The 18,954-nt window shown below is 52.3% G+C and carries 19 protein-coding genes and 1 pseudogene; 8 read left to right on the forward strand and 12 right to left on the reverse strand.

Translation table 11 applies throughout. The features are described 5' to 3' along the window. Positions 1 to 138 precede the first annotated feature (138 nt). Positions 139 to 1,512, reverse strand: a complete 1,374-nt coding sequence (mdtK, locus tag FHD02_RS03490) for a multidrug efflux MATE transporter MdtK (protein WP_042308660.1) — start codon at positions 1,510 to 1,512, stop codon at positions 139 to 141. A 217-nt stretch (positions 1,513 to 1,729) separates the two neighbouring features. On the opposite strand from mdtK, the gene FHD02_RS03495 reads away from it, so the two are divergent. Beyond that, complete coding sequence (locus FHD02_RS03495; RefSeq protein ID WP_042308659.1) at positions 1,730 to 2,371, forward strand: riboflavin synthase; 642 nt, start codon at positions 1,730 to 1,732, stop codon at positions 2,369 to 2,371. A gap of 54 nt (positions 2,372 to 2,425) precedes the next feature. Here the strand turns inward: FHD02_RS03495 and cfa are convergent, their stop codons facing one another. Then, positions 2,426 to 3,574 carry a cyclopropane fatty acyl phospholipid synthase gene (gene cfa, locus FHD02_RS03500; RefSeq protein WP_220393579.1) on the reverse strand — a complete coding sequence of 383 codons (1,149 nt, stop codon included), beginning with the start codon at positions 3,572 to 3,574 and terminating at the stop codon, positions 2,426 to 2,428. Between the two features lie 290 nt (positions 3,575 to 3,864). Next, positions 3,865 to 5,070, reverse strand: a complete 1,206-nt coding sequence (gene punC, locus FHD02_RS03505; protein WP_220393653.1) for a purine nucleoside transporter PunC — start codon at positions 5,068 to 5,070, stop codon at positions 3,865 to 3,867. A gap of 113 nt (positions 5,071 to 5,183) precedes the next feature. Here punC and punR point away from each other — a divergent pair, with 113 nt between their 5' ends. Then, the gene (gene punR / locus FHD02_RS03510; RefSeq protein ID WP_038640367.1) at positions 5,184 to 6,116 is read left to right on the forward strand and encodes a DNA-binding transcriptional activator PunR; all 933 of its coding nucleotides are present in this window, start codon (positions 5,184 to 5,186) and stop codon (positions 6,114 to 6,116) included. Here the strand turns inward: punR and purR are convergent. Continuing rightward, a complete protein-coding gene (purR, locus tag FHD02_RS03515) occupies positions 6,113 to 7,138 on the reverse strand; it encodes an HTH-type transcriptional repressor PurR (RefSeq protein WP_038640368.1) in 1,026 nt (341 codons plus the stop codon). The genes punR and purR overlap by 4 nt on opposite strands. A 297-nt stretch (positions 7,139 to 7,435) precedes the next feature. On the opposite strand from purR, the gene cydH reads away from it, so the two are divergent. Both cydH and FHD02_RS03525 read left to right on the forward strand, forming a co-directional pair. Then, positions 7,436 to 7,525 carry a cytochrome bd-I accessory subunit CydH gene (gene cydH / locus FHD02_RS03520; protein ID WP_003029209.1) on the forward strand — a complete coding sequence of 30 codons (90 nt, stop codon included), beginning with the start codon at positions 7,436 to 7,438 and terminating at the stop codon, positions 7,523 to 7,525. Positions 7,526 to 7,700: 175 nt separating this feature from the next. Continuing rightward, a complete protein-coding gene (locus FHD02_RS03525) occupies positions 7,701 to 8,870 on the forward strand; it encodes an MFS transporter (protein ID WP_220393580.1) in 1,170 nt (389 codons plus the stop codon). 39 nt (positions 8,871 to 8,909) lie between these two features. Here the strand turns inward: FHD02_RS03525 and sodB are convergent, their stop codons facing one another. Both sodB and FHD02_RS03535 read right to left on the reverse strand, forming a co-directional pair. Next, on the reverse strand, positions 8,910 to 9,491 hold the full coding sequence (gene sodB, locus FHD02_RS03530) for a superoxide dismutase [Fe] (RefSeq protein WP_003029205.1): 582 nt from the start codon (positions 9,489 to 9,491) through the stop codon (positions 8,910 to 8,912). Positions 9,492 to 9,618: 127 nt separating this feature from the next. Continuing rightward, positions 9,619 to 10,449: a C40 family peptidase gene (locus FHD02_RS03535; protein WP_137360090.1), complete on the reverse strand. Its 831-nt coding sequence runs from the start codon at positions 10,447 to 10,449 to the stop codon at positions 9,619 to 9,621. Positions 10,450 to 10,783: 334 nt separating this feature from the next. Between FHD02_RS03535 and grxD the strand changes: the two genes are divergently transcribed. Beyond that, the gene (gene grxD, locus FHD02_RS03540) at positions 10,784 to 11,131 is read left to right on the forward strand and encodes a monothiol glutaredoxin 4 (protein WP_003832760.1); all 348 of its coding nucleotides are present in this window, start codon (positions 10,784 to 10,786) and stop codon (positions 11,129 to 11,131) included. A 53-nt stretch (positions 11,132 to 11,184) separates the two neighbouring features. On the opposite strand, the gene rnt is transcribed toward grxD, so the two are convergent. The 4 genes from rnt to FHD02_RS03560 form a co-directional block, all read right to left on the reverse strand. Further along, positions 11,185 to 11,832, reverse strand: coding sequence for a ribonuclease T (gene rnt, locus FHD02_RS03545; protein ID WP_038640374.1), 648 nt, complete (start codon positions 11,830 to 11,832; stop codon positions 11,185 to 11,187). Between the two features lie 94 nt (positions 11,833 to 11,926). Then, positions 11,927 to 12,334, reverse strand: coding sequence for a lactoylglutathione lyase (gloA, locus tag FHD02_RS03550; protein WP_042308649.1), 408 nt, complete (start codon positions 12,332 to 12,334; stop codon positions 11,927 to 11,929). 97 nt (positions 12,335 to 12,431) lie between these two features. Further along, positions 12,432 to 13,529 (reverse strand): alkene reductase, encoded by a 1,098-nt coding sequence (locus FHD02_RS03555; protein WP_042308647.1) that lies wholly within the window; start codon positions 13,527 to 13,529, stop codon positions 12,432 to 12,434. Positions 13,530 to 13,583: 54 nt separating this feature from the next. Then, on the reverse strand, positions 13,584 to 14,183 hold the full coding sequence (locus FHD02_RS03560) for a TetR/AcrR family transcriptional regulator (RefSeq protein WP_137370543.1): 600 nt from the start codon (positions 14,181 to 14,183) through the stop codon (positions 13,584 to 13,586). Positions 14,184 to 14,283: 100 nt separating this feature from the next. On the opposite strand from FHD02_RS03560, the gene FHD02_RS03565 reads away from it, so the two are divergent. From FHD02_RS03565 to sodC, 3 genes are all read left to right on the forward strand, one after another. Continuing rightward, positions 14,284 to 14,523, forward strand: coding sequence for a DUF1289 domain-containing protein (locus tag FHD02_RS03565; protein ID WP_038640381.1), 240 nt, complete (start codon positions 14,284 to 14,286; stop codon positions 14,521 to 14,523). 49 nt (positions 14,524 to 14,572) lie between these two features. Continuing rightward, on the forward strand, positions 14,573 to 15,469 hold the full coding sequence (locus FHD02_RS03570; RefSeq protein WP_042308642.1) for an aldo/keto reductase family oxidoreductase: 897 nt from the start codon (positions 14,573 to 14,575) through the stop codon (positions 15,467 to 15,469). A gap of 81 nt (positions 15,470 to 15,550) precedes the next feature. After that, positions 15,551 to 16,078 (forward strand): superoxide dismutase [Cu-Zn] SodC, encoded by a 528-nt coding sequence (sodC, locus tag FHD02_RS03575; protein ID WP_137360094.1) that lies wholly within the window; start codon positions 15,551 to 15,553, stop codon positions 16,076 to 16,078. Here sodC and FHD02_RS03580 read toward each other — a convergent pair. Both FHD02_RS03580 and FHD02_RS03585 read right to left on the reverse strand, forming a co-directional pair. Next, a pseudogene (locus FHD02_RS03580) lies at positions 16,054 to 18,094 on the reverse strand (FUSC family protein). The gene sodC and the pseudogene FHD02_RS03580 sit on opposite strands and share 25 nt — an antisense overlap. After that, positions 18,091 to 18,954 carry an HlyD family secretion protein gene (locus FHD02_RS03585; protein WP_220393581.1) on the reverse strand — a complete coding sequence of 288 codons (864 nt, stop codon included), beginning with the start codon at positions 18,952 to 18,954 and terminating at the stop codon, positions 18,091 to 18,093. The pseudogene FHD02_RS03580 and the gene FHD02_RS03585 overlap by 4 nt, the downstream one beginning before the upstream one ends.

Consider the following 18,954-nt stretch of genomic DNA (forward strand, 5'->3'; position numbering starts at 1 on the left):
GAATGTGAAACAATTTATCCTGCCAGAAAAGAGAAAACGGCCCAAAAAAAGGACCGTTCGAATCTCAAAAACCCAGTATCCCGTTCACTCAAAACATCTTAAGTGAACGGTGTTAGCCAGACGGCGGCTATTGTGCGGTTATCGTGCCGCGCGTTGCAAAATGACGGCTGACGGCTGGCGTTGCAGATAACGCATCCGCAGCATCATTAAGACGGCCGCAGAGGTCAGACCGATAATAAAGCCCATCCAGAAACCCGCAGGTCCCATCCTGTCGACCACCAAATCGGTGAGCGCCAGAATATAGCCGCTTGGCAGACCCAGCACCCAGTAGGCTGTAAAGGTGATAAAGAAGATAGAGCGCGTGTCTTTGTAACCGCGCAGAACACCGCTGCCAATAACCTGGATAGAGTCCGATATTTGATACACCGCGGCCAGTAACATGAGCTGCGCCGCCAGAGCGACCACTTCCGGGTTATCGTTGTAGAGCAGGGCAATGTGCTCACGGAAGGTCACGGTGAAAACCGCCGTCACAACCGCCATGCAGACACCAACGCCCAGACCGGTTCGGGCCGCCGTTTGCGCCTCCAGCGTGGAACCCTGACCCAAACGATAACCGACACGAATAGTGACAGCGGCCGCCAGCGACATCGGCAGAACGAACATTAACGAACTAAAGTTCAGCGCGATTTGGTGCCCGGCCACATCGACGATCCCCAGCGGGGAAACCAGCAGCGCAACCACAGCAAACAGCGTCACTTCGAAAAATAACGCCAGCGCGATGGGTAAACCCAGCTGCACGAGACGCTTCATCACCGCAGTGTCTGGCTTCTGGAAGCCTCGCTCATTACGGATATCACGCATTGAACGCGCGTGTTTGACGTAAGACAGCATGGCGGCAAACATTACCCAGTAAACCGCTGCCGTGGCCACGCCACAGCCCACGCCGCCAAGTTCCGGCATACCTAAATGTCCATAGATGAAAACATAGTTAACCGGAATGTTCACCAGCAGGCCGATAAACCCCATCACCATTGCCGGTTTAGTCTTGGCCAGCCCTTCGCACTGGTTACGGGCTACCTGGAAAAACAAATACCCCGGCGCACCCCATAGCAATGCGCGCAGATAACCGACGGCTTTATCGGCCAGCGCCGGGTCGATGTTATGCATAGAGCGGATAATGTATCCCGCATTCCACAGCACGACCATAATCAAAACGGAGACGCTACCAGCCAGCCAGAATCCCTGGCGTACCTGATGGGCGATACGATCGCGGCGGCCAGAACCATTGAGTTGGGCAATGACCGGCGTCAACGCCAGCAGGAGTCCGTGGCCAAACAGAATAGCTGGCAGCCAGATGGACGTACCAATGGCAACGGCCGCCATATCCGTCGCGCTGTATCCGCCCGCCATGACGGTATCGACGAATCCCATTGCGGTTTGAGCGATTTGCGCAAGAATCACCGGAATTGCCAGAGCTAATAACTGACGCGCTTCACTTACATACTTTTGCACGTGTACACCACTATATTGTTGTTATTTGAGAGACTAAAAAAGCCGCCTTATATGGCAGCAAGGAGAAAAAGCTGGGGAAATTTCAGTCTATTGTAGCGAGGAATACGTAATTCTCCAGTGAAAAAACAGGCAGCGGTGGCGCACTGCTGGCAACCTGAATTTCCACCTGCTATTGTGCTGGGCAGAGATGTCTTAATTGAGTTCAGGAGTGAGAAGTATGTTTACGGGTATTGTGCAGGGCACCGCAAAATTGGTGTCCATTGATGAAAAACCAAATTTTCGTACGCATGTCGTGGAGTTGCCTGAATATATGCTGGATGCGCTGGAGACCGGCGCATCGGTTGCCCACAATGGCTGTTGCCTGACGGTAACCGAAATCAACGGTAACCACATAAGCTTCGATCTGATGAAAGAGACGCTGCGTATCACCAACCTGGGCGACCTGAAGGTCGGGGATATGGTTAACGTTGAGCGTGCGGCAAAATTCAGCGATGAGATTGGCGGGCATTTAATGTCGGGCCATATTATGACCACCGCCGAGGTGTCTAAAATTTTGACTTCGGAAAATAACCGGCAGGTATGGTTTAAAGTTCAGGACCCATCGCTGATGAAATATATCCTGTACAAGGGATTTATCGGCATTGACGGCATCAGCCTGACGGTCGGCGAAGTCACGCCAACGCGCTTTTGCGTGCATTTGATCCCGGAAACGTTGGAGCGTACGACGCTGGGTAAGAAAAAGCTGGGTGCGCGGGTTAATATCGAAATCGATCCGCAAACGCAGGCGGTTGTTGATACCGTTGAACGTGTACTGGCTGCGCGCGAAAGCGCCATCAGTAACGTAGCGGGCGAGGTCTGAATCCGGTCAGAAACAAAACGCCCCCGTCAGCACGGGGGCGGTAGACGGTAGACATTAGCGGGGGACGCGCAGGCCGTGCTCAACACCGCGGGAGAAAACCACCTGCCAAAGCTGGATATCGCGAGCACGAAACGCACCGGCGCAGGCGTTCAGGTAATAGCTGAACATCCGTTTAAAACGCTCGGTATAGTTATCGGCGATTTCAGGCCAGGAACGCATGAAGCGCTCGTGCCATGCCATCAGTGTGGTGTCGTAATCTGCGCCAAAATTATGCCAGTCTTCCATCACAAAATGCGGCTCGCTGGCGTTGGCAATCTGGCGAATTGACGGTAAACAGCCGTTCGGGAAGATGTATTTATTAATCCACGGATCAACATTATTGTCGGTTTTATTCGAACCGATGCTGTGCAGCAAAAAGAGACCGTCCGGTTTTAAATTATGATCGACAACGTCGAAATAGGTTTTGTAGTTTTTCGGACCAACATGCTCAAACATGCCGACGGAGACAATACGATCAAATTTATCGTTCAGGTCGCGGTAATCTTGCAGCAAAATGGTGACATCCAGTCCCGCGCAACGCGCTTGCGCCATTTTCTGCTGCTCTGCCGAGATGGTCACACCTACCACGCTCACACCGTATTGCGATGCCATAAAATGGGACAAGCCACCCCAGCCACAACCAATATCAAGCACCCGCATACCCGGCTTCAACTGCAATTTTTCGGCAATCATTTTTAACTTCGCCTGTTGGGCAGATTCCAGGGTATCGGCATCTTTCCAGTAGGCGCAGGAATACTGCATGTAGGGATCAAGCATGCGGGTAAACAGGTCGTTGCCCAGATCGTAATGTTCTTTGCCGACAACCCATGCGCGTTTTTTGGTCTGTAAATTGAACAGCCGTGCCGTGGCGATACGTAAGGTATCTTTGAAGTGGCGGGGGAGTTGATTTTCAAGCCCGGCGCGCAACACTTTGGTGAAAAATATGTCCAGCCGATCGCACTCCCACCAGCCGTCCATATAACTCTCACCCAAACCCAACGATCCTTCCTGCAGTACGCGTTTGAAAAAATCGGGGTTTTTGACGCGAATATCTGCCGCTGCCGAACCATTAATGGTAATACCTGCACGGCTCAATAATTCATTGGTGATGCGGTACCAGTCATCATCCGGTACGCTGACGTCTTCTATACACGATGAACTCATAGCTTCTCCATCACTGGTCGGTGATCAGAACCTTAAAACAGCGTAGACGCTTTTTTGGGCTTTGTGAGAAATCTCACGGAATTAATCCGCGAATCTTTAATCCGACGTAGAACAGAGGAAGGGAGAAACCCTTACCGAAAAGGCCATCCGTGGAAAAACGGGAACGTTCTTGTCCCCGTTAATACCTAAAAATTATCGTTTTTGTAACAACTGGAAATCAGTATAAGCCTGATTTTTTGACGATTCAATAGAAAATTGTTAGCGGGCTAACTAATTGCCCGCGACAATTATTAGTGAGACTCACTATGGGCAATTTGCCCTTGGTCCTCTGTTTGTGAGGCGTTATCGCTCTGCGATTGCATTTTGTAACCCATGCCTGCCAGCAGCACAGTAGTCAGCATCACGCTGGTGGTGGTGAGCAGCGGGGTGGCGATCAACCATGACACCACAAGGCTTGCCAGGAAGCATAAACCCAGTTGCAGCGTATTTTGCAATGCAGCTGCGCGCCCTGTGGCCTGTGGGAAAGGACGTAACGCCTGAGCGACAACGATAGGGTAGATTGCGCCGTTCGCGATCGCCATTACGCAGAATGGGATCAGGATTTCAGCCAGGGCAACATGATGAATAAAGCCGGTAGCCCAGGTGGCTACAACGCTAATGGCATAAAGAATCAGTAACCATGGCAGCAGCTGGCGGCCTTGCCATTTTTGCAGCGCCGCACGGCAGCCGTAACCACCAATTAAGAAAGCGATAGTTTGTGGAACATAGCTCAGGCCAATCACTGCCGGGCTGTAGCCCATTTCGCTAAGAATGAACGGTGACCCTGTCAGCCATGCGAAAAAGCTTGCGGAACAGGCGGCATAAATCAGTACGTTTCCACGGTATGCTTTCGAGCGCAACAGTGTGGCGAAAGTCAGTTTATCCTGGCTGTCGTCGCGTGCTTTAACCGTCGGTTTTAAACGCAGGGCCGGAAGCATCAGAATCAGTGTAATAGCAAACAAGGTCGCGAAAATGGCCTGCCAGGAGAAATGGACCAGAATCCAGCTACCTAATAACGGCGCGAGAGCCGGAGATAACCCGACCAGCGGCATAATGGTGGCAAAGATGCGGTTTACTTTTTGTGATGGGTAGTAGTCGGTGACCAGCGCCTGCCAGATAACCGACGCGGCACAGACGCCAACAGCCTGAATAAAGCGCAATACCAACAACCCTGTGGCGTTTTCAACCCACAGCATACCCAGACTACCCAGCCCAAAGATAGATAAACCCAGCAGTAAAATCGGTTTACGACCATAGTGGTCTGAGAGCGGTCCCCACAGAAGTTGCGCGACGGCGAAACCCGCTAAAAACAAACTTAGGCTGGCGCTGACGGCAGAGGCAGGTGTTTGCAGATCGGACTGAATCGTGGCAAAGGCGGGCAGATACATATCCGTCGCCAGAAAGCCAAGCACGCTAAGACCCGCCAACCAGACTAAAAAACCTTTCCCAGGTTGCATCATCATTTCTCTTTTTTTAGCAGTAGAACAATGCCGCTGAGTGTAGTGAGTGTAATTCTCGCTGTGAAACGCTAATATTTGCTTACTGATTTCAAATTTTTTGCAGGCAGAATATGTGGTCGGAATATTCACTTGAAGTGGTTGATGCGGTTGCGCGTAACGGCAGTTTTAGTTCAGCCGCGCAGGAGCTGCACCGCGTACCTTCGGCGGTAAGCTACACCGTACGCCAACTGGAGGAGTGGCTGGCTGTACCGCTTTTTGAGCGACGTCATCGCGATGTGGAATTAACGCCTGCTGGTGCGTGGTTTTTAAAAGAAGGGCGCTCTGTTATCAAAAAAATGCAGATCACTCGTCAGCAATGTCAACAAATCGCCAACGGCTGGCGAGGACAACTGGCAATCGCGGTAGATAACATTGTCCGTCCGGAACGTACCCGACAGATGATTGTAGATTTCTATCGCCACTTTGACGATGTGGAACTGCTGGTTTTTCAGGAAGTGTTTAATGGTGTCTGGGATGCGCTTTCCGATGGGCGCGTAGAGCTGGCTATTGGCGCCACGCAGGCCATTCCGGTAGGGGGGCGCTATACCTTTCGCGACATGGGCATGCTGAGCTGGAGCTGCGTGGTGGCCAGCCATCATCCGCTGGCGTCAATGTCGGGGCCGCTAAGCGATGATACGTTGCGCAACTGGCCGTCGCTGGTGCGCGAAGATACCTCACGTACATTGCCGAAGCGTATTACCTGGTTACTGGATAACCAAAAGCGCGTTGTGGTTCCTGACTGGGAATCTTCCGCGACCTGTTTATCTGCGGGATTGTGTGTGGGCATGGTACCAACACATTTTGCCAAGCCGTGGATTGATAGCGGTAAATGGGTCTCGCTGCAGTTGGAGAATCCCTTTCCTGATGCCGCGTGTTGTCTGACATGGCAACAGAACGATACCTCGCCAGCACTGAGTTGGTTGCTGGATTATTTGGGGGATAGCGAAACGCTGAATAAAGAATGGCTGCGGGAGCCAGATGAGGCCCCCGCACAACAGGCTTAACGACGATAATCGCGGAATGGACCGTCAGCAACGGAGCGGCGCTCTACCAGACGCGGATGAACCTCGATCGACTGCGACTCTTCGCGTTTATTCACGATACGGTCTAACAGCATGTTGAAGGCCGTTTCACCCAGTGAGTCCTTAGGCTGATGAATGGTCGTCAGTGCCGGCGTGAAGAAGCGGGCGTTGCGCACGTTATCATAACCGATGAGCGAGACATCCTGTGGTACGCGCAGTCCCATCTCGTCAGCAGCGCAAAGCGCGCCCATCGCCATGATATCGCCACCGCAGAAGACGGCGGTCGGACGATGCGACTGTGAAAGAATTTGCTGCATGGCGCGATAACCGGATTCAGGTTCAAAATCGCCCTGTACAATCCAGTTTTCGGGAACCTTAATCAGCGCTTCTTCCATCGCTTTCATAAAGCCAGCCAGACGACCAGCCCCGGTGTTCCGCTCCATAGGGCCCGGGATCGCGCCAATTTCGCGATGGCCGCGTTCTATCAGATACCGACCCGCCATGTAACCGCCCTCGAAAGCGTTATCAATGACCGTATCGGTAAAATCAGCTTTAGCTTCGCCCCAGTCCATCACAACCATCGGAATATGGCGATACTCTTCGAGCATCGAAAGCAGAGATTCCGGATACTCAGAACACATCACCAGCAGACCATCAACGCGCTTTTGCGCCATCATCGACAGATAGGCCTGCTGTTTTTCAAGACTGTTCCATGCGTTACCCAGAATCAGGGTATAGCCTTTCTGGAAACAGTTTTTCTCAACGGCTTCGATAATTTCGGCGAAATAGGCCGCTTCACTGCTGGTCGCCAGCAAGCCGATAGACTTGGTGTGATTCACCTTCAGGCTGCGCGCTACTGCGCTTGGAGAATAGTGCAGCTCTTTGATCGCAGCCCAAACCGCATTACGCGTTTCTTCCGCGACAAAGCGCGTCTTGTTAATTACGTGTGATACGGTTGTAGTGGAAACGTTTGCTCGCTTCGCTACATCTTTAATTGTTGCCATTACATCTCACTCCAGACCATATCCTAAGCTCCTGAGAATACTCCAGGTAAACGTTTGCCTTCACACACCCTTAACGCAACGTAGGGGTTGCGGCACGCCGGGAAAACGACACGGAACGTCAGGAAGGGGTCAATGGCCGGTACGCTAATCAAGTAAGCGTGGAATTTTGTCTGATCTTAACGAAAAGGGGAAGAGTTAAAAGCAGTTATCAATATAAATCGTGAGAGATTTTTGCTTTCAAGTGTGTAAAAATGCGCAATATCACTTTTTGTGTGGGAATAAAAAGGAGAAAACTTGATGAGCACCGATCTGAAATTTTCGTTAGTGACTACCATTATTGTTCTGGGTTTGATCGTCGCGGGTGGCCTGACCGCAGCGCTGCATTGATTTCCCCGAGGGAGTTAGCTCTCCCTCATCCTCTCCGCATCTGTTTCCCCTCTATTGTTTGCGAATAAGCAAAAGTCTTTTGCAATTTTGTTAACTTTATTAATTTTGCGATCAATGTCATGCTTTTGACTCTTATTTTATGTCGCGCCATGGCTCGACGTTACGGAGTCGATATATGAAAATCAATTATCCCTTACTGGCGCTGGCGATCGGCGCGTTTGGCATTGGCACCACCGAATTTTCGCCAATGGGATTATTGCCCGTGATTGCCAAAGGGGTGGATGTCTCGATTCCCGCGGCTGGGATGCTGATCAGCGCGTATGCGGTTGGCGTTATGGTGGGGGCTCCGCTGATGACCCTGCTGCTGTCCCATCGCGCGCGACGTAATGCGTTGATATTCCTGATGGCGATTTTTACGCTGGGCAACGTGCTTTCAGCTATTTCACCGGATTACACCACGCTGATGCTGTCGCGTATTTTGACCAGTCTTAACCACGGGGCATTTTTTGGTCTCGGCTCTGTGGTCGCCGCAAGCGTGGTACCTAAACATAAGCAGGCCAGCGCCGTGGCAACCATGTTCATGGGGTTAACGATTGCCAATATTGGCGGCGTTCCCGCGGCGACGTGGCTTGGTGAAACTATCGGCTGGCGGATGTCGTTTATGGCGACGGCGGGTCTGGGCGTCATCGCTATGGTCAGCCTGTTTTTCTCATTACCAAAAGGTGGGGCAGGAGCGCGCCCCGATGTCCGCAGCGAACTGGCGGTACTTATGCGCCCACAGGTGCTGTCGGCTCTGCTGACCACCGTGCTGGGCGCCGGCGCGATGTTCACGCTTTATACTTACATTTCGCCAGTGCTGCACAGCATTACCCATGCCACACCGGCGTTTGTGACCGGAATGCTGGTATTAATTGGCGTCGGTTTCTCGATCGGTAACTATCTTGGCGGCAAACTGGCGGATCGTTCTGTCAACGGTACGCTTAAAGGCTTTTTGCTGTTGTTGATGGTTATTATGCTGGCTATTCCCTTCCTGGCGCGTAATGAACTGGGGGCGGCGGTCAGTATGGTAGTCTGGGGCGCGGCGACGTTTGCGGTGGTTCCGCCGTTGCAGATGCGGGTGATGCGCGTTGCCAGCGAAGCGCCAGGGTTATCATCGTCAGTCAACATTGGCGCGTTTAACCTGGGGAATGCGTTAGGTGCGGCAGCCGGTGGGGCGGTGATTTCCGGTGGCCTGGGCTACAGTTTTGTGCCGGTGATGGGAGCGATTGTGGCGGGGCTTGCGTTATTGCCGGTCTTTATCTCGGCAAGAAGACAACCTGAAGAACTCTGCACGGCCTCCAGCTAACACTAAAACGCAGAAGGGGATCCCTTCTGCGTTATCATTTTATGCTGCGAAGTTCTTCGCAACAAATTCCCAGTTCACCAGCGCCCAGAAGTGTTCCAGGTAGCCAGGACGGGCATTGCGATAATCGATGTAGTAGGCGTGTTCCCATACGTCAACGGTCATCAGCGGCGTCGCGTCGGTCGTCAGCGGAGTACCAGCGTTGGAAGTGGAAACGATAGCCAGTTTGCCATCCGTTCCTTTAACCAGCCAGGTCCAGCCAGAACCGAAGTTTTTAATAGCGGCATCGGTGAATTGCGCTTTGAAATCCGCAAAGCTGCCAAAGGAGGCGGCAATTGCATCGGCCAGTTTACCGGTCGGTTCGCCACCTGCGTTCGGCGCCAGGCAGTTCCAGTAGAACGTGTGGTTCCATACCTGTGCAGCATTATTGAATACACCGCCTTCAGAGCTACGCACGATCTCTTCCAGTGATTTACCTTCAAACGCCGTGCCTTTGATCAGGTTGTTCAGATTGGTCACGTAGGTTTGATGGTGTTTGCCATAGTGGTATTCCAGCGTTTCGGCAGAAATGTGCGGTGCCAGAGCATCTTTGGCATACGGTAATGCAGGTAATTCAAACGACATTGCTTCTCTCCTTATTATTTATATTGAGTACACACAATAGCCTCATTGTGAGTAAGGATAGGGTAGCAAATTGAAAGGTTATGCAAAAGAAGAACTTACCCTACAGCATGTTCTGTAGGGTAAGTTTTTAGCGAATTGTTTTCGGTGTCATTACCCGGCGAGCGCCCACATAGTGGCGCTGCCAGTAATCTTCGCTCAGAGAAGTGATTTGAATTTCCTGACCGCTGCGTGGTGACTGAATAAATTTACCGTTACCAACGTAAACACCAACGTGATCGGCTGTGCCGCGACCTTGCGTGCGGAAGAAGACCAAATCACCGTTTTTCAGCTCGCCACGTTCAATCGGCGCGGCGTCGCGCAGGTGGTACATTTCATTCGCCGTACGCGGAATGCGGAATTTAACCAGATCTTTATAGGCGTAATAGACCAGACCGCTGCAATCAAAGCCGGTTCTTGGCGAAGATCCGCCCCAACGGTAAGGTTTGCCGATTTGGTTCATCAGGGTGGACATCGCGGTTTTAGTCGCTTTCTGCACTTTGACTTTATGTGCCTCAGCAAGCGTGGTCGGTGCGGCGGTTTTCACCTTCACGCAGCGCGGTTTATGACCTTTGCGCGGCGTACATTTTTCAGTCCAGGTAACGGCAGCGGTTTGTGCTGCGGCAGTTTTACTGCGACGGTTGGCAGTTTTTGTCGATTTTGCCGGAGTGGCTGTGCGTTTTTTAGAAGAGGAGGCTGTTTTGCTACTGGTTTTGCTGGTGGTCTTTGTCGCCGATTTCTTGTTGGTCTTTGCTGTTTTTTGGCTGGTTGTTGCGCTTTTCTTTTTATCTACCGTCTTGACGGTGTGGGAACTGGTAGGTGTCGTCCTGGCCTGCTTGGAAGCATGCGCCATAGGCGTAAAAGGCAGTGTAGTAAAAAGTAAAGCACAGAGCGTGATCGAGATTCGGTTTATCCGCGCCACTGAGCAGTCCTCTGGTAAGGCAGGTCTATCATACCTGCGTGTGATTTTCAAAACTTGATGATTCTAATCTATCGAAACGGGGAAAGTTAATAGCTTTTTTTGTTTAACCCTGCGTTTCGTTACCGACCGCAAAAAAAAACAGCAACTCAACGTATGATTGGTGAACAAATAATCAAGGCCGTACACTTTGAGTGGGTAAGTAAGATTATGAATGCAACTTTTAACGGCAAACGATAAAATAATAACGCGTAATGAAAATGTTATTTTCCGTTGCCTGCCTGACCCGCTACAATGTCAGACTACTGCCGTAAAAGAAGTTTAAGGAAGCAAGATAATGAGCACCACTATCGAAAAAATCCAGCGCCAGATCGCTGAAAACCCAATTCTCCTGTACATGAAGGGTTCTCCTAAACTGCCAAGCTGCGGTTTCTCCGCTCAGGCCGTACAGGCGCTGTCCGCCTGTGGTGAACGCTTTGCTTATGTTGATATTCTGCAGAACCCGGATATTCGTGCCGAGCTGCCGAAATACGCAAACTGGCCGACCTTCCCGCAGCTGTGGGTTGATGGTGAGCTGGTTGGCGGCTGTGACATTCTCATTGAAATGTACCAGCGCGGTGAGTTGCAGCAGCTGATTAAAGAAACAGCGGCGAAGTATAAAACCGAAGAGCCGGACGCTGAGTAATATCAGCTGAAGTAAAAAAGCGACCTGTGAGGGTCGCTTTTTTTATCGGTCCGTTATGCGTCTTCCGGTACGGGGAGAGGCCAGCCGCCGAGGCGTTTCCAGCGGTTAACGATTTCACAAAACAGCACGGCCGTACGTTCGGTGTCATACAGCGCCGAGTGCGCCTGAGTGCCATCAAATTCCATTCCTGCCGCCAGGCATGCTTTTGATAACACAGTTTGCCCCAGCGACAGACCGCTTAATGCCGCAGTATCAAAGGTAACGAACGGGTGAAACGGGTTACGTTTCAGTGAGGCGCGTTCTGCAGCGGCCATCATAAAACTGTGGTCGAATGTGGCGTTATGCGCCACCATAATTGCCCGATTGCAGCCGCTGTCTTTAATGCCTTTACGTACCATTTTAAAGATGGCATGCAGAGCGTCGTATTCGCTGACCGCGCCACGTAAAGGATTGTTAGGGTCAATACCGTTAAAGGCGAGCGCTTCAGGCTGCAAATTTGCCCCTTCAAACGGCTCTACGTGGAAATGTAACGTCGTGTCCGGCATCAGCCAGCCTTGTTCATCCATTTTCAATGTGATGGCTGCGATCTCAAGCAGCGCATCGGTTTTGGCATTAAACCCTGCGGTTTCGACATCAATGACGACAGGGTAAAAACCACGAAAACGGTCACACAGACCGGAAAGTTGAGCGTTATCGGACATCTGGGTCTCTTAATACGGGAAAATTGCAGCGCGTATTATGGCAAAATGATGAGTATAAAACTACGGGCACAGACGATCTGCGCCCGAGGGGAGGTTAGTCGCCCAGGCCGCGCCCGGCGTCTTTCTCTTCAATCAGTTCAATTTTGTAGCCGTCAGGATCTTCAACAAACGCAATCACCGTAGTGCCACCTTTTACCGGGCCAGCTTCACGCGTCACGTTACCACCGTTCTGACGAATACGTTCACAGGCTTCAGCCGCGTTGTCTACGCTCAGGGCAATATGACCGTAGGCGGTGCCCAGCTCATATTTTTCAACGCCCCAGTTATAGGTCAGCTCGATCACCGCTTCACTGGTTTCAGGACCGTAGCCAACAAAGGCCAGAGAGTACTTGTATTCAGGGTTTTCGCTGGTACGCAGCAGTTTCATGCCCAGCACGTTGGTATAAAACTCGATGGAACGCTGCAGGTCACCCACGCGCAGCATGGTATGAAGTAAACGCATCTTTTTCCCCTTCGAAAATGGCTAATACATTCAAAATGTTGTTTTAGTATAGCGGCGTTGTTACGCCGCTATCAATGGCAGAACGGAGATTGTGACGTTAGAGGGTCGGGTAATCGGTGTAACCTTCCGCGCCGCCGCCGTAGAAACTTTCGGCACGCTGTGGGTTCAGTTCCGCTTTATGTTGCAGACGTGCCACCAGATCCGGGTTTGCGATATAAGCGCGACCAAAAGCAACGGCGTCGATCAGACCTTTCTCGATCAGCGTTTCGGCTTTTTCAGGCGTGTAAGCGCCCGCGCCAATGATCGGACCGTGGAAACGTGCACGCACTTTCTCGCGGAACGCGTCGGAATACGGCTCACCACCGGCCCAGTCTGGCTCAGACATATGCAGATAAGCGATGCCACGCTTACCCAATTGCTCGATCAGATACAGTGCGTCGGCTTCTTCATTCGGACCGTTGTCGACGTTCTGGAAAGAGCCAATCGGAGAGACGCGAATACCAATGCGATCGGCACCCCATTCTTTAATACCGGCATCGACAACTTCCAGTACCAGACGCGCACGATTCTCGACGCTACCGCCGTATTGATCGGTACGCTGGTTAGAGGTTGGCGACAGGAACTGGTGCAGCAGGTAGCCATGGGCGGAGTGCAGTTCTACCATGTCGAAACCCGCTTCACGCGCGTTAGCAATTGCCTGACGGAAATCATTAACAATACCCGGAATTTCTTCCGTTTCGAGTGCACGCGGCATAGAAGTATCGGCACGCGTCGCCAGACCGTTTTCATCGCGCAGTGATGTGCGAGTACCGGCGCTAATCGCGGAAGGTGCTACAGGGGCCTGGCCGTTTGGCTGCAGACTGGCGTGGGAGATGCGCCCGGTGTGCCACAGCTGGACAGCAATATGACCTTGCTCAGCATGGACGGCTGCAGTGATTTTCTTCCATGCGGCAATCTGCGCTTCGCTGTGTAGCCCCGGCGCTCCGGCATAACCTTTCGCCTGGGCGGAAATCTGCGTCGCTTCACTGATGATGAGTCCCGCGCTGGCGCGTTGACGATAATACTCGGCCATCAGCGGAGTAGGGATGTCGCCAGGCTCAATGCTGCGCAGACGCGTCAATGGCGCCATAAAGACGCGGTTTGCCGCCGTAATGGCACCCACTTTCAGTGGGGAAAACAGTTTTTCAGATGACATGTGGTACTCCTGAATAGACCGGTCGTCTAGTAATAAAAGAAATAAAAACGCCTGTTAAACGGCAGGCGTCGTAATGATGGTTTTAACGTGCGCCAGCGCATTTTCCAGCGGTGTGGCGCTACGAGAAATCTTGGCCTGTAGATTGGCGCCCAGCCACAGCGCATACAGAACCTGTGCCTGCTGTAATGGCTCGCCAACGAAAGACAGGCAATGATTGGCCTGACCTTTCTCCAGCGCCTGCGCCAACAGCGCAATGATGTGCCGTGCGCCTTTATCCATCGCTGTACGCATATCTTCTGACAGATCGCACACTTCGGCAGACAGTTTTACGGTTAAACAGCCGCTAATAATGCCGTGCTGGCTAAACTGATTCAGGGTTTCCTGATAGTAGGCCAGGATCCTGTCGCGGTAGTTTCCCGCCCCCGTATCAAAATGCGTAGCCAGTCGCAGATGATAAGCCGCATAGTGGCGTTCCAGCATCGCGACACCGAACGCTTCTTTTGAGCGAAAATAGTGATAAAACGAACCCTTAGGCACTTCAGCGGTTTTTAGTAGCTCACTCAAGCCCATGCCGGTGAAGCCGCGCTGCATGCACAGCAGCTCGCCAGTCGCCAGAAGATGTTCGCGTGTATCGTGTTCAGTAATTTTGTTCATGAAAGAAGCATAATAGACCAGTCGGTCTAATGCAATAGCGCTTGCGAGAAATTCAGTTAACGTCTTCAATAGATATATCAATCTTACTAAAGGAGGGGATGTGGCAGAACAGCTGGAATTTTTCCCCGTCCAGAGCCCATGCCGTGGTATATGTCAGTCTGACGAGCGCGGCTTTTGCCGTGGCTGTTTTCGTAGCCGGGATGAGCGTTTTAACTGGCAAAAAATGAGCGATGCCGAAAAGCAGGACGTGCTGCGTCTTTGTCGCCAGCGCCTGATGCGTAAATTACGTGCAAATAAACCCAACCCACCGGAAGAACCGCAACAACCTTCACTCTTTTAAAAGCGTAATTGCGTATACTCGATGCACATTCATCTATAAGGAAGCTGCTATGGTTCAGCGTATTACTATTGCGCCGCAAGGCCCGGAATTTTCTCGCTTTGTGATGGGTTACTGGCGCCTGATGGACTGGAATATGTCCACGCGTCAGTTAGTCAGCTTTATTGAAGAGCATCTTGACCTTGGCGTTACCACCGTCGATCACGCCGATATTTACGGCGGATACCAGTGTGAAGCAGCGTTTGGCGAGGCGATGAAACTGGCTCCGCATTTGCGTGAGAAAATGCAGATTGTCACCAAATGCGGGATCGCCACGACGGCGCGCACGGAAAATGCGCTTGGGCACTATATTACCGACAGCGCCCATATTATTGCCAGCGCGGAACAATCGCTAAAGCTGTTGGCGACCGATCATATTGATTTGCTGCTGATCCATCGTCCAGATCCTCTGATGGATGCAGACGATGTGGCCGACGCATTTAAAAAATTGCACCATAGCGGCAAAGTGCGTCACTTTGGCGTCTCTAACTTCACCCCCGCGCAGTTTTCGCTGTTGCAATCGCGTCTGCCGTTCACTCTGGCGACCAACCAGGTTGAAATTTCACCGGTACATCAGCCACTCCTGCTGGATGGTACTTTAGATCAACTGCAACAGCTGCGTATCCGTCCGATGGCCTGGTCCTGCCTCGGAGGCGGTCGTTTGTTTAATGATGATGCCTTCCAGCCGCTGCGCAATGAACTGGCCGCGATCGCAGAAGAATTGAACGCGCAGTCCATCGAGCAGGTAGTGTACGCCTGGATCTTACGTCTGCCTTCGCAACCGCTGCCGATTATTGGTTCGGGTAAAATCGAGCGTGTTCGTGCCGCCATTGAGTCCGAAGCGCTGAGCATGTCTCGCCAACAATGGTTCCGCATCCGTAAAGCCGCGCTGGGTTACGACGTACCTTAATCGCGTTTTTGGCGCTTCACCGTTCAAATTTGTGTCACTGGTTTACACTTATCAATCAGACACCTTTTAGACGGAGGTCTTATGAAGCGTTTGAGTTTAGCCATTATTACCTTACTGGCCTGTGCAGGTGCGCAGGCTGCCAGTGAAGAAGAAAAAGTAACGATGAATCTGGTGACGTCGCAAGGAGTCGGCCAGGCGATTGGTACTGTCTCAATTACTGAAACCGGGAAAGGGCTGGAATTTACCCCCGATTTGAAAGCGTTGCCGCCGGGTGAACATGGTTTCCATGTGCATGCCAACGGCAGTTGCCAACCGGCGATTAAAGACGGGAAGGCTTCAGCGGCGGAATCAGCGGGAGGGCATTACGATCCTCACCAAACGGGTAAACACGAAGGCCCGGAAGGTGCAGGTCACATGGGTGACCTGCCGCTGCTGGTGGTGAATAACGACGGTAACGCCACAACACCGGTCATAGCGCCGCGGCTTAAATCCCTGGATGAGGTAAAAGGTAAGGCGCTGATGATTCACGTGGGCGGCGATAATATGTCCGATCAACCGAAACCGCTTGGCGGTGGCGGAGCGCGCTACGCTTGCGGCGTTATCAAATAGTCAGCTGCTTAGCGTACCCGGTGGTGGCGCCTGTTCAAGCTGTGACAGCGAGCAGTGCAGCCGCCAGACGAGGGCCGACAGCTCCTGCGCAGCAGGTTGGTGATGGTGGGCGAGCGTATCGCAGATACGCTGTAGCTCGCTTAGCGTGGCATTCAACGGTCGTTGTTGGACGCCGCGCTCACTCATCACGTCGCGTAGCAACGAGATACACACATCCCTGACGCGAGCCAGCGGATCTGAGCGCGCCTCCCAGGTACGCAGTTGCCACACCACATGCGAGCAGTTCAGCAAGACAACCCCCCAACGTAATAACCAACGCCTCGCCAGCGCATCCTGACTGTTACTCAGCTGGCTGACGTGATGATAGGTCAACGACTCAAATTCATTCTCACTGAGTGCAGGATGTCGGCTGAGCTGATCGACAAAATCCCGACGCAGGGCGCGTATATGACGGCGGCTTTTCCGCGCATCCGATCCGGGGCGTAGAATAGCGAATGCCAGCCATGACAATGCCACGCCGGTGATTTTCGCCAAATTGTCATTCAGAAAATCAGCAAAGTCGTATACCGGGGGATTCGTTACCGCGATGAACGATCCCATAAACACGATAAGCTGCCCCCAAAGCCCCGCCAGCGCAGGCATTTGTAGTTTTAACAGCTGCATGGTGGCGAGGAGCGGGAAGAGAAACAGGATGAACTGCCAGAGATCGGTAATTTGTACCATCAAACCAAACTTGACCACAAAGCTAAATAGCGACAGCAGAACCAACGTGCGCATTAACAAGGAAAGTGATTTGAAGGGCGTGGCAACGGCGGAATACAACACGCTGCTGATGGCCGCGAGCGTGAGTGCGCCAGATCCTGATTCCCATTGTGCGCCAATGCTCCATGCGCCGATAAGCATCAAAGTGCAGAACGTGCGTAACCCGCTCCAGATAGCTTCCGCATTATCGGTATGGCGGGCAAGCCCTGGCGTACGAGCAACATTGATACGTTCGGCGGTAACGCCATTTTCCAGCAAATGCAGGTAATGGCTGCTACATAAGTAGAGGCGGCAAAAATAGCGCAGCCGTTGCCAGAAGGCGACGTGTCGATAATCGCGGGCATCGACGGGCCGCAGTGGGGCGATAATACGCGCGACGGTATAGCTGTCGGTATTGGATTTGACCAGCGCGCCAAGTAATTGTTCAATGATATCGCGGGTATTGGCCGGAGGATTAGGCCAGTTCAGCAGCATTCTGCGCAGGCTGGAAATCACGCTGGTCATACGTAGCTGCTGATGTAACAGCGAATTGAGTAAGGCATTTTGGCGGCGAAAGCGGTAGTGACTCCAGAACGCCTGTATACGCAACAGGTTCATGGTCAGAATCTGACCGATAACACCTTCATGTGCCGTGCGGATGGCATCCGTTGTCTCCGGTTGCCAGAGCAAGCTGGCATGCTCGAGCAAACGCGTATGCATGTTTTTCAGTGCCGTAAGCAACGTGGTGCCATCGGAGGTGCTGGGTAGGATCATCATCATCATACCCCCGCACAAGATACCCACAATGACCTCGCATACGCGGGCCTGCGCGATATCCCATAACTGCGTGATCTCGACGGTATTGACCATGGGAAACGCAATGATCGCCGCCGTGTAACCCGCCAGTTGAAAGGCGTAGGCGACGTTATTAGTAAAATGCGCGCAGGCCCAGGTACAAAAGCCGATCCAGACTGACATGCTCAGCAGAAAAAGCCACGGTTCATTGAGGGTATGGCCGGCAATAATCAGCGCGGCTGTCGCGCCAAGTAAACTACCGGCAACACGACCCAGGCTTTTGCTGATGACCCCGCCGACGGTTGGGAAACTCACCACCGCCGCGGAAGTCATCGCCCAATAGGGTTCGTCCAGATTCAGATAATAGGCGAAGGTTAACGCCAGACACATCGCAATGGTGTTACGCAGCGCATAACGCCACTGTGCCGACGTGGCTTTAAACCATGGCCAATTGCCTGGCGTCAGGTGGGGCATTTTCATTTACGCTGGCCGATAGAGACGCTACAGGTGGTACCAGAGACCAGCGTGACATCCTGCGGCAAAGCGTCAAATTCGATGCGCACAGGGACACGCTGTGCCAGACGTACCCACGGCACGTTTGGCTTGATGTCAGGAATCAGGCCGGAATCGCTTTCTACACTTTGGTCATAAATCGCGCGACCGATACTGGAGACGTGACCCTGTAACTTAACGTTGCCGCTGTAGAGCGTAATAAACGCCGGTGCGCCTTCGCGTATGTGACGCAACTTAGTTTCTTCAAAATACCCCATCACATAAAAAGAGTGGCTGTCGACAAGAGCAAACAGCGGCTTACCGGTTGAGGCGTAGTCGCCGGTGCGGGTTGAAAGGTTGGTGACCCAGCCCGCTACGGGCGCTTTGACGACCGTTTGCGACAATTGCCATTGCGCCTGGCGCAAACTGGCCTCGGCTGCTTCAACGCTTGCCTGCATCGCTTTTACGTTGAGGTTGGCGGTATCCAGATCTTCGGCTGAGATATAATTTTGCGATAAATGACGACGACGATTGGCTTCATTATTCGCTTTTGCCAGATCGGATTGCGCTTTCGCCAGCTGTGCTTGCGCATTCAGTTCAGCAATGTGAAACGGCGTCTTGTCGATAGTAAACAGGACATCATCTTTATTCACGAACTGGTTATCTTTTATATTGAGTTCATTAATGCTGCCCGAAACCTGTGGTGTGATGCTGACCTGCTCTGCACGCACTTTGCCATCACGTGTCCAGGGCGACTGCATATAGTAATTCCACATCCACCATCCGGCAAAAACTGCGATTGCAGCGACTATAATGGTTGAGAAGTATTTAATGGTTTTGAGCGACAT

The organism is Citrobacter sp. EC_71 (assembly GCF_019584005.1).
Taxonomy (GTDB): Bacteria; Pseudomonadota; Gammaproteobacteria; order Enterobacterales; family Enterobacteriaceae; genus Citrobacter; species Citrobacter werkmanii.

Coding starts and splice junctions, on each gene's coding strand:
- FHD02_RS03495 (WP_042308659.1), top strand. CDS start 1,730: ATGTTTACGGGTATTGTGCAGGGCACCGCAAAATTGGTGTCCATTGAT.
- cfa (WP_220393579.1), bottom strand. CDS start 3,574: ATGAGTTCATCGTGTATAGAAGACGTCAGCGTACCGGATGATGACTGG.
- punC (WP_220393653.1), bottom strand. CDS start 5,070: ATGCAACCTGGGAAAGGTTTTTTAGTCTGGTTGGCGGGTCTTAGCGTG.
- punR (WP_038640367.1), top strand. CDS start 5,184: ATGTGGTCGGAATATTCACTTGAAGTGGTTGATGCGGTTGCGCGTAAC.
- purR (WP_038640368.1), bottom strand. CDS start 7,138: ATGGCAACAATTAAAGATGTAGCGAAGCGAGCAAACGTTTCCACTACA.
- cydH (WP_003029209.1), top strand. CDS start 7,436: ATGAGCACCGATCTGAAATTTTCGTTAGTGACTACCATTATTGTTCTG.
- FHD02_RS03525 (WP_220393580.1), top strand. CDS start 7,701: ATGAAAATCAATTATCCCTTACTGGCGCTGGCGATCGGCGCGTTTGGC.
- sodB (WP_003029205.1), bottom strand. CDS start 9,491: ATGTCGTTTGAATTACCTGCATTACCGTATGCCAAAGATGCTCTGGCA.
- grxD (WP_003832760.1), top strand. CDS start 10,784: ATGAGCACCACTATCGAAAAAATCCAGCGCCAGATCGCTGAAAACCCA.
- rnt (WP_038640374.1), bottom strand. CDS start 11,832: ATGTCCGATAACGCTCAACTTTCCGGTCTGTGTGACCGTTTTCGTGGT.
- gloA (WP_042308649.1), bottom strand. CDS start 12,334: ATGCGTTTACTTCATACCATGCTGCGCGTGGGTGACCTGCAGCGTTCC.
- FHD02_RS03555 (WP_042308647.1), bottom strand. CDS start 13,529: ATGTCATCTGAAAAACTGTTTTCCCCACTGAAAGTGGGTGCCATTACG.
- FHD02_RS03560 (WP_137370543.1), bottom strand. CDS start 14,183: ATGAACAAAATTACTGAACACGATACACGCGAACATCTTCTGGCGACT.
- FHD02_RS03570 (WP_042308642.1), top strand. CDS start 14,573: ATGGTTCAGCGTATTACTATTGCGCCGCAAGGCCCGGAATTTTCTCGC.
- sodC (WP_137360094.1), top strand. CDS start 15,551: ATGAAGCGTTTGAGTTTAGCCATTATTACCTTACTGGCCTGTGCAGGT.
- FHD02_RS03585 (WP_220393581.1), bottom strand. CDS start 18,954: ATGTCGCTCAAAACCATTAAATACTTCTCAACCATTATAGTCGCTGCA.